This window comes from Winogradskyella litoriviva, from assembly GCF_013249065.1.
GTDB lineage: Bacteria > Bacteroidota > Bacteroidia > Flavobacteriales > Flavobacteriaceae > Winogradskyella > Winogradskyella litoriviva.
The window spans coordinates 484,008-499,322 of the sequence record NZ_JABRWQ010000001.1 but is presented as its reverse complement, the minus strand read 5'-3'; the positions used below and the strand labels follow the sequence as shown (position 1 = coordinate 499,322).

Below are 15,315 nucleotides of genomic sequence, written 5' to 3'. Positions count from 1 at the left end.
AGTTTTTATTGCTTACATTTGTAGTAATTAATGTTAAAACTATAATTTAATGAAGCCCATTCAAGCCAACATAAAACATTTACGCTCGCTTAGAAAGCTGTCTCAAGAGCGTTTTGCAGACGAACTTAACTGGACACGCTCCGTTGTGGGTTCTTATGAAGAAGGTCGTTCTGAGCCACCAATAGACCGTTTAATAGACTTGTCTAATTTCTTTGATATTCCTATTGATATTTTGGTAAAAAACGATTTGCGCAAAGCAAAAGACACCTCGTTTATAGAGGTAGGGAATAAGCGTGTCTTGTTTCCGGTAACGGTTAGCGAAAACAATGAAGATTTAATTGAAATTATACCAGCAAAGGCCTCTGCAGGTTATTTATCTGGTTATGATGACCCAGAATATATAGAGCAACTTCAAAAAATAAAATTGCCCTTTTTACCAACAGGTACACACAGAGCATTTCCTATTAAAGGGGATTCTATGTTGCCTGTAAAAGATGGTGCTTTTATAGTCGCAAAGTTTACGGAAGATATTGGTGATATTAAAAATGGACGTACTTATATTATCTTAACTAAGGATGATGGTTTGGTTTATAAACGTGTTTATATACCTGAAGGCGATACTACAAATTTGTTATTGAGTTCTGATAATAAGACGTATCAACCATATTTAGTTAAGCGTGAAAATATCTTAGAAATTTGGGAATTTACCTGCTGTATTAATACTCAAGAATATGATGAAAAGGAATTGAAACTAAGTAGTATAATGATGTTATTTCAAGAATTGAAAGTAGAGTTGGAGGCTGTGAAACAAATGTAGCTAGTTTATTAGAAACAAGACCGCTTTGCTGTTAGAACAAAAACTCAAGACTTGAAGAAATAACCGAATTGAACACCAAAAAATTAAACATAAAAAAAAGCGCAAAATATGTATTTCGCGCTTTTTTAATTTATATAATGATTGAATTAATCTGCTAAAATAATTAGCTTATTATCTTTCATTTCTAGTGTTCCAGAATTGATAGCTAACCAAACGCCTTTGTCAGATTTCGTGAATTTTGCTTCAACTTCTTCTTCTAACTGAACATCACCAGCAACTTTTACATGTCCTTCCTTAAGGATAGATACAATAGGTGCGTGGTTGGTTAACATTTCAAACTCACCATTTACTCCAGGAACCGTTACTGAAGTAACTTCTCCGCTAAATAATGTGGCTTCTGGTGATACAATTTCTAAATACATATCTTTTAGTTGTTTGTTGTTAGTAGATGGTTGTTGGGATAACTGATAACCAACAACTATAAACTATTAACCAATTATGCCTCAGCTAACATTTTCTCTCCTGCTTCAATAGCTTCTTCAATAGAACCTTTAAGGTTAAATGCCGCTTCTGGTAAGTGATCTAATTCACCATCCATAATTTGGTTAAAACCTTTAATCGTTTCTTTAATGTCTACTAATACACCAGGAATACCTGTAAATTGCTCAGCTACGTGGAACGGTTGAGATAAGAAACGTTGTACACGTCTTGCTCTACCAACAGCCATTTTATCTTCTTCAGATAATTCTTCCATACCTAAGATGGCAATAATATCTTGTAATTCTTTATAACGTTGTAATAACTCCTTTACACGTTGTGCACAAGCATAATGTTCTTCACCTAAAATATCAGCAGTTAAGATTCTTGAAGTAGAATCTAGTGGGTCTACAGCAGGATAAATACCTAGCTCTGCAATTTTACGAGATAATACTGTTGTTGCATCTAAGTGCGCAAACGTTGTTGCTGGTGCAGGATCCGTTAAATCATCTGCAGGTACGTAAACCGCTTGTACAGATGTAATAGACCCTCTTTTTGTTGATGTAATACGCTCTTGCATAGCACCCATTTCAGTTGCTAATGTAGGTTGGTAACCTACTGCAGAAGGCATACGACCTAATAATGCAGATACCTCAGAACCAGCTTGTGTAAAACGGAAGATATTATCTACGAAAAATAATACATCTTTTCCTTGTCCTTCACCAGCTCCATCACGGAAATATTCTGCTATAGTTAATCCTGAAAGTGCCACACGAGCACGAGCTCCAGGAGGCTCATTCATTTGTCCGAATACGAAAGTCGCTTTAGATTCTTTCATTCCTGATTTATCAACCTTTGCTAAATCCCATCCGCCTTCTTCCATAGAATGCATAAAGTCATCACCATATTTAATAATACCAGACTCTAACATTTCACGAAGTAAATCGTTTCCTTCACGTGTTCTTTCACCAACACCTGCAAAAACAGAAAGTCCACCGTGACCTTTTGCAATATTGTTAATCAACTCCTGAATTAATACTGTTTTACCAACACCAGCACCACCAAATAAACCAATTTTACCACCTTTTGCATAAGGCTCAATTAAATCGATTACTTTAATACCAGTATATAAAACTTCTGTAGACGTTGATAAATCTTCAAATTTAGGTGCTTGTCTGTGAATAGGTAAACCAGCATCACCAGCTTTAGGTAAGTCACCTAATCCATCAATAGCATCACCAATAACATTGAAAAGACGTCCGTAAACATCCTCACCAATTGGCATTTGTATTGGAGCACCAGTTGCCACAACTTCTGTACCTCTACTTAGACCATCAGAAGAATCCATAGCAATAGTACGAACAGTATTTTCACCGATGTGAGATTGTACTTCTAAAACTAATATTGAACCATCTTGGTTTTTAATTTCTAACGAATCATAAATCTTTGGAAGCTCTGAACCAGCAGCAAATTCTACATCAATAACTGGACCTACGATTTGTGCAACTTTACCTGTAACTTTTGACATTACTTATATGTTTTTGTTTTGCAATAGTTTAAATGAGAAAAAACAGTTCGTTTTTCGCGCTGCAAAGATAGGAGTTTTAATTTAAATACCATATCAAATTTTTGGCTTTTTTAAGCATAGAAAACGCTCCCATTTTGAGAGCGTTTTTATAATTATAATTAATTTGAAATTATTGTAAAGTTGCTGGGTAATTTGTTGGATATTCTCCTGCATCAATTAAATTACCTGAAGCTTCAAAATTAGTACCATATGTAGTATCAATAGCCTTCATCATTTCGTTTGCCATTAAAGCATACCCTCTTGATGTTAAATGAACACCATCTAAACTAATTAATCCTCCAGTCACTAAATCTGTAGTAAGAATAAAGTTTCCTGATTGAATACCAGTTGTTGACGCTTCTTGTAAAATACCTTTAAAATCTACTAAAGCTAATCCTTTACTTGCAGCTATTGCTTCAATAGTTGCGTTGTAAGCATCAGTAGCCGTTTGTAATGCTAATTGTTCACTAGGAATTAATGCCCATTTATCTTCTAAAGGGATTTGAGTTCCATATCCTTGAGGTATTAATGAGCTTAAGGGAAGCACAAATAAATCATCGGCAGTTGCTTGTCTGTATTGAGGAATCCCAGCAAAAGCTGGATTTATAGCTCCTAAATCAGTTAAAGTTTCATCTATAATTACTAAAGCGTTGTTTGCACTTTCAGAAAAACTGATAGTTCTTTGTGCTAGTTCTTCTGCTGTAAATAAACCGGTACCATCTAGAGCGGCGAAAGCCTGTTGCAATCCTCCATTATAAGCTGCATAACCTTGGTTTAATGCAGCTGCTGTTGCAGCATCTAAAGGCACTGGGTTGTAAGGTACGGTTGTAAAATGTGCTAATGATGTTATGTAAGGAAGATTAGCAACAACACCTTTTGCACCATTTGCTGTTAAGGCATCTACACTTGCACTAAATGATGCCGCAAATACATTTGGATCTGTGATATCATTTGACCCATACGTTGAAGGATCTATATTTCCGGTTTGATCCACACCAACACCGCCTGATGTTGCATAACCTAAAACATCATTTCCTCCAATTTCAGATAAGGTGAAAAATGTTGGGTTTTGGGCTACAGCATCTCCTAAAACGGTTGCACCTGCAGAAGAAGCCATTCTTCCGAAATACGGATTTAATGTACCGTAACCTGCTACACCAAGATGATAACTTTTAGCTCCTGGAATACCATAATTATTAAAGTTGCCTGTTAAAACATCTGTTATTTGTGTTGTAGGCGTTGCAGGTAAAACTGCTGGTCCACTGCCATTGAAGAATAATCTAGGATTTGAAACTACTTGTGTTCCTAATACAAAACCACCAATATTATCATTCATTAATGGTTGTGTAAAGTCACCACCACCAACTAGAGCAAATTTTTGAGATAACAAATTTGGAAATGAATTTTGTTGCCCAGCAATAAACAATGCATTATCGGTAAAACCCCCTGAAAAAGAAGCTCCTACTGCTATATAGTTTGAAAAATCAGCTTCACCTGCAGTTAAATCTGGTAATACAACCTCAACGGTTGGGTTATCTAATTGGTCTTCAAAATCTGCTTCATCATTACATGCCGTAAATCCAATTAGGATAGCTGATAGTAATACATATTTTATATTTTTCATTTTGCTATTTTTTATAAGTTATTAATTGTCCAAGAAGCGTAATACATTGAGCCTATATAACCTGAACCAAAGATTGTAAAGTATTCTTTTCCACCAATGTTTGTACCACCTATTTTAATTACAGATTTTAAACTTGGTATTTTATAATTAATCTGTGCATCAAACGTATGGAACTCTGGTACTATACCATCTCCAAAAGTTGCTTCCCAGAAATAATCATCGCTAAATTTATAGGCTACATTAAATCCAAAGTTTTTAAATAACTCTGTGTTACCAAAATGTGCTTTAAATTTATGTTCTGGTGTATTGAAATATGTTTCAAAATCAGGGTTTGCAGCTTGGTCAAAATCTTGTTTAGTAAACGTATAACTACCTCCTAAGTCAAAATCATCAAATATTTTTGTAGATAAACCAATTGAAGCTCCATAAGAATTAACATCTACATCAGAATTGGTATATGTACTGTAAGTCGTAAAGTCACTATTTGCAATGGCAGCAATAGCTGATCCATCAGTAACAGACCCATATAATGGCGCTATTACAACTTCGGAAGAAATAAAATCTTGATATCTGTTATAATATGTACTGAAGTCTACAGTGAATTTATTAAATTTTCCTCTATAACCAATCTCAAAGGACGTTACTTTTTCTGGAGAAACTAAATCTGGATTGGCAATGTTTAATACCGAAGAATCGCCTGTTGCTGCTAATTGTTGAACTGAAGATGCTGTATATGAATTGTTATAAGCTGCAGCACCAGTTTGAGTATACACGTTTCCATTGTTTGCGGTGTAGTCTCTAGAGTATCTGTCTAAGTTATCTGGAGCAGAACCTACTAGTATCGCTCTACCAGCATCTAGTCCTATAAACAAATCTTGTGTTGTAGGATTTCTAAAACCTGTTTGAGCAGAAGCTCTAATATTATGATTTTCGTTTAAGGTTAGACCTAATGAAAGTCTTGGCGATACAAAACCGTCAAAGAATTCTGATTTATCATAACGCGCAGAGGCTGTAACTTTTAAAGCCATCATGTCGCTTAATTCTAAATTTTTCTGAATTTGAGTATAAATACCGTATTCACTGTATTTAATTGGTCCATCATAGTCCGTGTAAATTGATCCTAAAGAATTTAGGTCATATTGTCTGAAAGAACCACCAATTTGAATATCTGCAAAATCTATTAAGTGACTAAAATTGTAATTACCGTCTGCATGATAATATTTTGATTGATCTTGAAATTTAGAACCAGTCGCTAAATCTGGATCTTTAATAATTCTGTCAAATGCATTATTAAATTCTTCAGAACCTGGTTCAAATCTACCATTTTCTGCTGCTGCTCGTGCTGCGGCATGTGCTTGTTCATCTGTAGCACCTGCACCTAGAGTTGCTGCAACATAGGTATTTATATAATCACCAAACCATTCTTCATCACTTTTCCAAGATCTGTTGATATTGATTCCGGTAAATACCATATCGTAAGAATCACCAGCTCTATCTGCTACGACATAACCTCTTAAAAAGTAATTATCGTTTTTTAATTCTAATTTATGTTGTTGCTGAAAAAAGCCATCAATATTATAACGGTTTGTACCTTGATAGATGGTTGTACCTGTACCTACTTTACCAACATATTGAATTTCAAAATTACTATCAGTTATTGGACGATAATATAATCCCCAATCCGCTTTAACGCTTTCTGCTTTATGTTCAGTTAGGTCACGTTCATTATATCCTGTTCTACTAACAAACACATCTGGTACGATACCTGTTCCTCCGGCTAAATCATTTAAGTTAGCCGATACTTCGTCTCCATATACGTTAATACCATTGTAGTTTAAGTTAGTAGCTCTTGTTCCACCAACCATGTCGCTGTCTACTTCGCTAGTTGCAGCCCAATCTTTTCCGTGCAAATAGCCAAAGTTTACTTTTGCTGCAAATTTATCACTAAATTTATGAGCCATTCTTATTCCTACATCTGTATAGTTATTATCTCCTGCAGCTTTTTGAGACGTAATACCTCTTTTTACAAAAGCACTAATACCATGGTGATCAAAAGGGTTTTTACTTTGCATAAATAAAATACCATTAAATGCATTGGCACCGTATAATGCAGAAGATGCACCTGGCAGCAGTTCTACACTCTGTACATCTGTCTCGATCATACCTACAAGGTTACCAATAGGGAAGTTTAATGCGGGAGTAGAATTATCCATTCCATCAACTAATTGCATAAAACGTGTATTGGCAGTTGTTGCAAATCCTCTAGTATTTACGGATTTGAAGGTTAAACTACTAGTGTTTACATCAACGCCTTTAAGATTTTCTAAACCGCCATAAAAATCAGCAGATGCTGTATTTTTAATTTCTTTTAGCCCAAAACGTTCTACTGTTACAGGAGATTCGAAAATTCTTTCTGGTGTACGGGATGCAGAAATAATAACTTCATCAAGTTCATTTCCTTCAGATAAAGTTATTTCTACAACTTGATTTTTTGAAGTTATTTCAATTGTTTGAGTTTCAAATCCGGCATAACTTATTTGAATTGAAAACGGAGGTTCTTGTTTTACTATTAATGTAAAGTTTCCGTCAAAATCGGTAATTGTACCAGAACTGGTACCTACGGCTACAACATTAGCTCCAGGTAAGGGTAACCCAGAATTTTCAATAATTTTACCTTTTACAGTGGTTTGTGCAAAAGATACCACGCAAAAAAGCATTGCGCAAAGCTTTAAGATTGTCTTCATTTTAGAGTATTAGTTAATTTATTAGACGGGCAATTTAATTAAATATATGATAAATTGGTAAGAAATATGCAAAAAATTATGCGCGCATAACAAAATATGTAAAAATAAACGCCTTAAAATTGAGATATTCTCAATTTTAAGGCGTTTCAATAAAATTTAATTTCTAGTTTTTAACTATTCTACAGTTACAGATTTAGCTAAGTTTCTAGGTTGATCTACATTTTTATCTAACATTACTGCAATGTGATATGATAATAACTGCAGAGGAATAGTGGTTAATAAAGGTGTAAGACATTCTATGGTTTCTGGCACTTCAATAACGTGGTCTGCTAATTCTTTAACACTAACGTCACCTTTAGTAACAATACCAATGATTTTACCTTTTCTAGATTTAATTTCTTGAATATTACTTACTACTTTTTCGTAATGCCCTTTTTTAGTAGCAATAACTATAATAGGCATTTGCTCATCAATTAAAGCAATAGGACCATGTTTCATTTCTGCAGCAGGATATCCTTCTGCATGTATGTAAGAAATCTCTTTTAATTTTAAAGCACCTTCTAAAGCAACAGGGAAATTAAATCCACGACCTAGATATAAACAGTTTTTAGAATCTTTATATATTTCAGCAACAGTTTTTACATATGCATCAGAGCTTAAAGCTTCCTCAACTTTACCAGGTATTGTTTCTAATTCTATAAGGTGATGTCTAAATTCTGAACTAGACATTGTTCCTTTAGCTCTTGCTAAACGCAATGCCATTAATGTTAGAAGTGTAATTTGTGTTGTAAATGCTTTTGTTGAAGCTACTCCAATTTCTGGTCCAGCATGGGTATATGCACCTGCATTAGACTCTCTTGCGATAGAAGAACCTACCACATTACAAACACCAAAAACAAATGCGCCTTTAGATTTTGCTAATTTTATAGCGGCTAAAGTATCTGCCGTTTCACCAGATTGCGAAATTGCAATTACTATATCTTTTTCTGTAATAACCGGATTTCTATATCTAAATTCTGAAGCATATTCTACTTCTACTGGAATTCTGGCAAGATCTTCAAAAATATATTCCGCTACTAAACCAGCATGCCATGATGTACCGCAAGCGACAATGATGATTCTATCTGCTGCTAAGAATTTTTTCATATTATCTTCAACACCAGCCATTTTAATAATAGCTTCGTTGCTTAGTAAACGACCTCTAAATGTATCTAAGATAGCACTTGGTTGTTCATAGATTTCTTTTAGCATGAAGTGTGGGTAGCCACCTTTCTCAATCTGCTCTAAATTAAGTTGAAGCTCTTGTACATAAGGGTCAACTAATGCATCATTCTTAATTTTTCTTATTTTTATATCTTTTCCTCTTCTAAGGATTGCCATTTGTTCATCTTCGAGGTAAATAGCGTTTTTGGTATATTCAATAAAAGGTGAAGCATCACTTGCAATAAAAAATTCATCATCACCAATACCAATAGCTAAAGGGCTACCAAGTTTAGCGACAACAATTTCATTAGGTTTATTTTTATCAAAAACAGCAATTGCATATGCACCTACAACTTGATTTAAAGCAATCTGTACTGCTTTACCTAGTTTTATGTTTTCATTCTTTTTAACATCTTCAATTAGATTTATTAATACTTCTGTATCTGTATCTGATTGGAAGGTGTAGCCACGATTAATTAATTCTTTTTTTAATGAATCGTAATTTTCAATAATTCCGTTATGGATAATTACTAAATCACCAGAATTAGAGTAATGTGGGTGCGAGTTTACGTCATTAGGGATACCATGTGTTGCCCATCGTGTATGACCAATGCCTAAAGTGCCATCTATAGAGATTTCACTTTCTAATCTTTCTTTTAAATCAGCAACTTTTCCTTTAGTTTTTGAAAGTTTTATAGACTTACCATCGTATAAAGCTATACCTGCGCTGTCGTAGCCACGGTATTCTAATCTTTGAAGTCCTTTAATAACAATAGGATAAGCCTCTCGATGGCCAATATATCCAACAATTCCACACATAGGTTAATTTTTTAATTAATTTGGTTCTGTATAATATATTTCTAAATATACTTTTTTACTATTATCATTGGTATTATTACCATATAAAATAATACCTCTTGGAGAAATAGTTGAACTTGTAGGTGTTTTAAAATTAATATCTGGATTGGTTTGTACTTTACGTTGTGCAACTGTTTCTTCTAAGTTAACATTTAAAGAAACAGCCAAACCAAGTTCTACGTTAGTAGAATCTCTTAATAATAAATTATTAATATGTTCCGTAATTCTAAATTTGTATTTGACACCAGCACTTGTCGGGTCATCTTCATCTACACGTTCTAATGGTCCAAGATGATTTAATATTGAAAACGAAGGTAAAACATTATTGACACCATCCAAATAATAATCTACCAACGGTTGATTATTGTCTATATCATACAAATAGAGACGATTAGGTTCGTTAATCGGGTTGGTAACTTGGTCAACATGAAATACAAGATTAGCTTCATTTACTAAACGTTTGGAGCTTTCAAATTCACCATTTAATAGATTAACATAATCATTTCTAAATTTTTCAAATTTGGTCATCCCAGATTCTTCGTCTATGCCATCAAACAATTTTATACCAGCTACAAATCCTTCTCCTCCTTTTAGGTATATTTTTTCATCTCCTGTTTCTGAATTGCTTTGAGGGATTGGAAATGTAAAGTCGTTATCTAAAAAGTTAATTTTATTAGACCCAAAATTAAGTACATAAGTAGATGTGTCTTCAACACCAGCCTCATCAGTTTCTTTGTAATAGATAGTAATATTTGCATTAGTGCTACCTGTGTTTAATATTAAAAAACTACCTTCATCATTATCATTAGGTTCTGCTTTAAAATATAGACCTCTAAAGTATTCGGCAAAATTATTTTGACTACTTAAAACGGGATCTCCTTCTTTGTCAATAATTTTATTTTGCCAAAAAGTTGGGTCTAACATAACTCTTATACCTGGAGTTTTTGTTTCTATTAGTGTTTTGTTTCCATCATCATCCAGGTTATTGACATCTTTTAATTGATAACCATTGCTATTTATACTAATAATATTGCTTGCTGGAGACATAATTAATCCTGTCTCATCATCATAATCAACAAAAGAGAGTTCCTCACCTTCTAAATTTGTAATTGGTTCAGAAGTAGAGGCTGTTTTATTAGAGAAGTAAGCCTGACTTTCATTAAAATCACCATTAGGATCAAAATCCCTTATAAAATAATTGTTTTGGAAAATTCTTAATTTGATGTCTTTATAATCTTCTATGTTTGGTAAAATAGAATCAACATCATAAATGATATTGCCATCTTCATCATAATCAGATATGGTACTAAAAAATGGAATAGTAACAACAACGGAGTCTATTACAGTAATGTCTTCAAAAACTGGATCAAATGTAGTGGGAGATAATTGTGTTACAAAACTAGCGGTTGTTCTTCCGTATATATCATCATAAACACCTAATGTGCTTAGGTTAGCACCAAACTCATTTGATTGTACGGGTCCTAATGGTTTAGTGTAAGTAATAATGTTACTTGTTTCACTATCAATGATAAAGCTATTTGCATTATTTGAATTAATAACATCAGATTCTAGAGCAGAAAAGTCATTGTCACAGGCCATAAAACTCGTAACAAGCAATCCAAATACTAAGATTTGAAGGGTAAATTTATTTTTTTTCATAGAATTTATTAACTGTTAAGTACAGTATTGGTGTAAAACTCAGTATATGGATCGGCAAATTCTTCAATTGAAAAGTAATCTAATACAGGTTTTGTTAAATCGTTTAAGTAAGTATCTAATTCTTCTGGTAATTCTTTAGACCCTCTAATTATAGCGTCGGAATTATCAATTGCAATTTTCATTAAATTGTTATAGTTAGGTTGTTCTAAAAGCTTTGTAGCTTCAACATCAATCTCATCAAAATTAACTTTTGCAAGCATACCATTATCTAACGCGCCATCAAAGCTTTGATTGTATACAGAGGTAACAATTTTACTTTCCGTAAATAAAGGCTCTGTTTTATAAAATTCTTTTAAATATAAAGGGAGTAAAGAAGCTAACCAACCGTTAACATGAATAATGTCTGGAGCCCAATTTAGTTTTTTTACCGTTTCTATAACACCTTTGGCAAAGAAAATTGCGCGTTCGTCATTATCAGAGAAGAGTTTACCGTCTTCATCCGTTAGCGTTGCTTTTCTTTTAAAATAATCTTCATTATCAATGAAGTATACTTGAATACGTTCTTTAGGTATAGAAGCAACTTTAATAATCAGAGGCATGTCTAAATCATTGATTACTAAGTTTATACCAGAAAGTCTGATAACTTCATGAAGTTGATGTCTTCTTTCGTTAATATTACCAAAGCGTGGCATAAATATTCTTATCTGACCTCCTTGTTTGTTTACCATTCTAGGCGCTTCAAAAGACATTGAAGAAATCTCTGTTTCTGGTAAATATGGAACTACTTCCGAGGACACATATAATATTCGTTTATCTTTCATAAATCTGCTGCTTTTGAAAATTAAGAGTAAAAATCATGCAAAATTACAAAATTTTGGGCAGATTGCCAGTATTATATTATGTTTGCACGCATTAATTTTTTGTTAGAGCTTTGAGAAAATTTCAGAATAGATCCAAATTATCACAATATTTAAGTGAACAAAGAACCAAAGTAAGTTCCATTGGGTTTGTTCCTACCATGGGAGCCCTACATATTGGGCATTTGTCTCTCGTAAGTAAAGCACTTAGTGAAAATGATTTTGTAGTGGTTAGTGTTTTTGTAAATCCAACCCAATTTGATAATAAAGACGATTTAGTTAAATACCCAAGAACATTAGAAAAGGACATTAGGTTATTAAAAACCCTTAGCGAAAACAGAATTGCAGTCTATGCGCCAACAGTTGAGGATATTTATGAAAATAAAGTGGTTTCTAAATCTTTTTCTTTTAACGGATTAGAGCATCAAATGGAAGGAGCATTTAGAGATGGTCATTTTGATGGAGTAGGTACAATAGTAAAACGCTTGTTTGAAATTGTAAAACCAGATACTGCCTATTTTGGCGAAAAGGATTTTCAGCAATTGCAAATAATTAAAAAGCTCGTGGAGTTATATCACCTACCAGTAAAGGTAATTGGTTGTCCTATTCATAGAGCTGAGGATGGTTTAGCATTAAGTTCTAGAAATACAAGACTAACTGAAGCACATAGGGAAGTTGCTCCTTTCATTTATAAAACATTAAATACTGCCAAAGTAATGTTTGGCACAAAAAGTGCACAAAAAGTTACGGCATGGGTAGAAAAGCAATTTAAAAAACAACCACTTTTAAAAGTAGAGTATTTTATTATTGCAGATATAGAAACCTTAAAGCCAGTAAAAAGAAAATCAACAAAAAAGTCATATAGAGCATTTATAGCAGTATATGCAGGCGATATAAGACTTATTGACAATATCGCTTTAAATTAATTATCTTTGTGTTATGCAAATACAAGTTGTAAAATCAAAAATTCATCGTGTAAAGGTTACAGGAGCAGCATTAAACTATATTGGTAGTATTACTATTGATGAAGATTTAATGGATGCAGCAAACATTATTCAAGGTGAAAAAGTTCAGATTGTAAATAATGACAATGGTGAACGTTTAGAAACCTATTGTATTCCAGGTCCTAGAAAAAGTGGAGAAATTACACTAAACGGAGCTGCGGCAAGAAAAGTTTCTATTGGTGACACATTAATCCTTATTACTTATGCGTTTATGGATATTGAAGACGCTAAAGTATTTAAGCCTTCATTGGTATTTCCAGATGAAGCTACAAATCTTCTAAATTAAGAAGTTGAGTAAGCCTAAGTCTATCCTAAAAGTTGTTTTACCTCTTCTCTTAGGTATTGGTTTGGTATGGTATTCATTGTCTAAAATTTCAATCTCTTTATTAATTCAGTATTTTGTTGATGCAAAATATAGCTGGATAGTTCTTGGCATTGTTTTAGGTCTATTGAGCCATGCCTCAAGAGCGTATAGATGGCTTTTTATGGCAGAACCATTAGGTTATAAGCCAAAATTTATGAACAGTTTTATGGCTGTTTATTCTGCATATCTCATCAATTTCACTATTCCTAGAGCTGGTGAATTAGCAAGAGCCTCCATATTGTCAAATTACGAAGAAATTCCTTTTGAAAAAGGATTTGGAACTATTGTAGCAGAACGTGTGGCAGATACAATAATGCTACTATTTATAATAGCAATAGCTTTCTTTTTAGAGTTTGAATTTATTTATAATTTTTTCTCATCAAAGTTTAATCCTTTAACTTTAATCGTAGGTGGTATAACGTTAGTTATAGTTGTATTAGCGTTGTTTTTTGTTGTACAAAAAAGTAATTCAAAATTAGCGTTAAAAGTAAAAACATTTTTATCTGGTTTAATTGAAGGTGCACTTAGTATTTTTAAAATGAAAAAGAAATGGGCATTTATAGGGCATACTATTTTTATATGGCTTATGTATGTGCTTATGTTTTATGTAACAACATTGGCATTGCCAGAATTACAAAATATATCTTTAGCAGCAATTCTTATTGGTTTTATATTGGCAAGTTTTAGTATAGCAGCCACAAATGGAGGAATAGGGTCGTTTCCCGAAGCGATAGTAATCGCTTTTTCATTATTTAACATGGCAGAAGATCCAAGTAGAGCTTTTGGGTGGATAATGTGGTCTACTCAAACTATAGTTATCATAGTTGCAGGTGGTTTATCGTTATTATATTTGCCTGTTTACAATAGAAAGAAAACTGCAGTATAGAAATATTTTTTAACTTGCTTTAAATTTACTTTTATTAATTATGAAGAATTTTTACTCACTACTTATAAGTCTGTTTTTTGTATTAAACATTCAATCACAGGCTATTTATAAAACTATAAATTCTTATAAATTAGAAGGTGATCGCGAATTAAAAATTCAGTTACCAAGAAATTATAATCCTGAAGAAAAGCGAACTTACCCACTAATTATTGTTTTAGATGGTGATTATTTATTTGAACCAATTGCTGGCAATATAGATTATCAATCTTATTGGGAAGATATACCAGATTGTATAGTTGTAGGCATAAAACAAGCAAATACAAGAAGTGATGACTTCTTTTATGATGATGAATCTTTTTTTCCTGCGCACGAAGGTGCAGCATTCTATGAATTCATCGGAGCTGAATTGCTACCCTATATTGAAGACAACTATAAAGCATCAAATTTTAGAATTATTGTTGGGCACGATTTAAGTGCAAATTTTATTAATTACTATTTATTTAAAGATCAACCGATTTTTAGAGCTTTTGTGGCATTAAGTCCAGACCTTGCTCCAGAGATGAACTACAGGTTAGGTGAACGGATAAAAATATTACAACAAGAAACGTTTTATTATCTAGCAACTGGTGATGCAGATATAAAGTCGTTAAGGTCTTCTATAATAGAAAGCGATTCTCTTATATCATCTATTAAAAATGATAAACTACTTTATAAATTTGATGATTTTGAAGATGCCAATCATTATGGTTTAGTTGGTAGAGGAGTTCCTAAAGCTTTAAATCAAATATTTGGACTTTTTAAACCTATTAACGCTAAAGAATACAAAGAGAAAGTTTTAACATATGAAGGTTCTCCTTATGATTATTTAGTAAAAAAATACGAAGACATAGAATATTTTTATGGTTTTGAAAAAAAACTTATAGAAAATGATATTAGAGCTATAGCAGCTGCAAGTAATAAAAAAGATGATTTAGAATCTTTAGAAAAATTAACAAAATTGGTAAAGAAAAATTTCCCAGATTCAATGTTAAGTGCCTATTATTCAGGTATGCTATATGAAAAAGAAGGAAATTTAAGAAAGGCATTAATACAGTATAAGTCGGGTTTATTATTACAGCCCTCTCAGTTTATTGACAAAGAAATTATGCTCGAAAAAATGTATGATACGCAAGAAGCTTTAAACGATTAATTGCATTTCATCGAAAAAAATTGACTATTTAACGATAATTGATTATGTTTGGGGTCCCAAAACTAA

The 15,315-nt window shown here is 32.8% G+C and carries 12 protein-coding genes; 5 read left to right on the top strand and 7 right to left on the bottom strand.

From position 1 onward, the window contains the following. The first annotated feature begins 49 nt into the window (after positions 1-49). The gene (locus tag HNV10_RS02075; RefSeq protein ID WP_173299668.1) at positions 50-817 is read left to right on the top strand and encodes an XRE family transcriptional regulator; all 768 of its coding nucleotides are present in this window, start codon (positions 50-52) and stop codon (positions 815-817) included. A 146-nt stretch (positions 818-963) separates the two neighbouring features. Here the strand turns inward: HNV10_RS02075 and HNV10_RS02070 are convergent, their stop codons facing one another. The 7 genes from HNV10_RS02070 to HNV10_RS02040 all read right to left on the bottom strand — a co-directional run bounded on the left by HNV10_RS02070 (position 964) and on the right by HNV10_RS02040 (position 11,770). Continuing rightward, positions 964-1,239: a F0F1 ATP synthase subunit epsilon gene (locus tag HNV10_RS02070; protein WP_173299667.1), complete on the bottom strand. Its 276-nt coding sequence runs from the start codon at positions 1,237-1,239 to the stop codon at positions 964-966. A 74-nt stretch (positions 1,240-1,313) separates the two neighbouring features. Beyond that, positions 1,314-2,822 carry a F0F1 ATP synthase subunit beta gene (gene atpD, locus HNV10_RS02065; RefSeq protein ID WP_173299666.1) on the bottom strand — a complete coding sequence of 503 codons (1,509 nt, stop codon included), beginning with the start codon at positions 2,820-2,822 and terminating at the stop codon, positions 1,314-1,316. A 169-nt stretch (positions 2,823-2,991) separates the two neighbouring features. Further along, on the bottom strand, positions 2,992-4,485 hold the full coding sequence (locus HNV10_RS17415; RefSeq protein WP_173299665.1) for an SGNH/GDSL hydrolase family protein: 1,494 nt from the start codon (positions 4,483-4,485) through the stop codon (positions 2,992-2,994). A gap of 11 nt (positions 4,486-4,496) precedes the next feature. Continuing rightward, complete coding sequence (locus HNV10_RS02055; protein WP_173299664.1) at positions 4,497-7,229, bottom strand: TonB-dependent receptor; 2,733 nt, start codon at positions 7,227-7,229, stop codon at positions 4,497-4,499. Positions 7,230-7,403: 174 nt separating this feature from the next. After that, a complete protein-coding gene (gene glmS, locus HNV10_RS02050; protein ID WP_173299663.1) occupies positions 7,404-9,251 on the bottom strand; it encodes a glutamine--fructose-6-phosphate transaminase (isomerizing) in 1,848 nt (615 codons plus the stop codon). A gap of 15 nt (positions 9,252-9,266) precedes the next feature. Continuing rightward, the gene (locus HNV10_RS02045) at positions 9,267-10,949 is read right to left on the bottom strand and encodes a DUF4270 domain-containing protein (RefSeq protein WP_173299662.1); all 1,683 of its coding nucleotides are present in this window, start codon (positions 10,947-10,949) and stop codon (positions 9,267-9,269) included. Positions 10,950-10,957: 8 nt separating this feature from the next. Further along, positions 10,958-11,770, bottom strand: a complete 813-nt coding sequence (locus HNV10_RS02040) for a glycogen/starch synthase (RefSeq protein WP_173299661.1) — start codon at positions 11,768-11,770, stop codon at positions 10,958-10,960. Between the two features lie 110 nt (positions 11,771-11,880). On the opposite strand from HNV10_RS02040, the gene panC reads away from it, so the two are divergent. Genes panC through HNV10_RS02020 form a run of 4 tightly spaced genes read left to right on the top strand, consistent with a single transcriptional unit; the run spans position 11,881 to position 15,249 of the window. Then, positions 11,881-12,732 carry a pantoate--beta-alanine ligase gene (gene panC / locus HNV10_RS02035; protein WP_173299660.1) on the top strand — a complete coding sequence of 284 codons (852 nt, stop codon included), beginning with the start codon at positions 11,881-11,883 and terminating at the stop codon, positions 12,730-12,732. Positions 12,733-12,745: 13 nt separating this feature from the next. After that, positions 12,746-13,096 carry an aspartate 1-decarboxylase gene (gene panD / locus HNV10_RS02030; RefSeq protein ID WP_173299659.1) on the top strand — a complete coding sequence of 117 codons (351 nt, stop codon included), beginning with the start codon at positions 12,746-12,748 and terminating at the stop codon, positions 13,094-13,096. Positions 13,097-13,100: 4 nt separating this feature from the next. Continuing rightward, the gene (locus tag HNV10_RS02025) at positions 13,101-14,060 is read left to right on the top strand and encodes a lysylphosphatidylglycerol synthase transmembrane domain-containing protein (protein WP_173299658.1); all 960 of its coding nucleotides are present in this window, start codon (positions 13,101-13,103) and stop codon (positions 14,058-14,060) included. A 40-nt stretch (positions 14,061-14,100) separates the two neighbouring features. Further along, complete coding sequence (locus HNV10_RS02020) at positions 14,101-15,249, top strand: alpha/beta hydrolase (RefSeq protein WP_173299657.1); 1,149 nt, start codon at positions 14,101-14,103, stop codon at positions 15,247-15,249. Positions 15,250-15,315 lie beyond the last annotated feature (66 nt).

Coding starts and splice junctions, on each gene's coding strand:
- HNV10_RS02075 (WP_173299668.1), top strand. CDS start 50: ATGAAGCCCATTCAAGCCAACATAAAACATTTACGCTCGCTTAGAAAG.
- HNV10_RS02070 (WP_173299667.1), bottom strand. CDS start 1,239: ATGTATTTAGAAATTGTATCACCAGAAGCCACATTATTTAGCGGAGAA.
- atpD (WP_173299666.1), bottom strand. CDS start 2,822: ATGTCAAAAGTTACAGGTAAAGTTGCACAAATCGTAGGTCCAGTTATT.
- HNV10_RS17415 (WP_173299665.1), bottom strand. CDS start 4,485: ATGAAAAATATAAAATATGTATTACTATCAGCTATCCTAATTGGATTT.
- HNV10_RS02055 (WP_173299664.1), bottom strand. CDS start 7,229: ATGAAGACAATCTTAAAGCTTTGCGCAATGCTTTTTTGCGTGGTATCT.
- glmS (WP_173299663.1), bottom strand. CDS start 9,251: ATGTGTGGAATTGTTGGATATATTGGCCATCGAGAGGCTTATCCTATT.
- HNV10_RS02045 (WP_173299662.1), bottom strand. CDS start 10,949: ATGAAAAAAAATAAATTTACCCTTCAAATCTTAGTATTTGGATTGCTT.
- HNV10_RS02040 (WP_173299661.1), bottom strand. CDS start 11,770: ATGAAAGATAAACGAATATTATATGTGTCCTCGGAAGTAGTTCCATAT.
- panD (WP_173299659.1), top strand. CDS start 12,746: ATGCAAATACAAGTTGTAAAATCAAAAATTCATCGTGTAAAGGTTACA.
- HNV10_RS02020 (WP_173299657.1), top strand. CDS start 14,101: ATGAAGAATTTTTACTCACTACTTATAAGTCTGTTTTTTGTATTAAAC.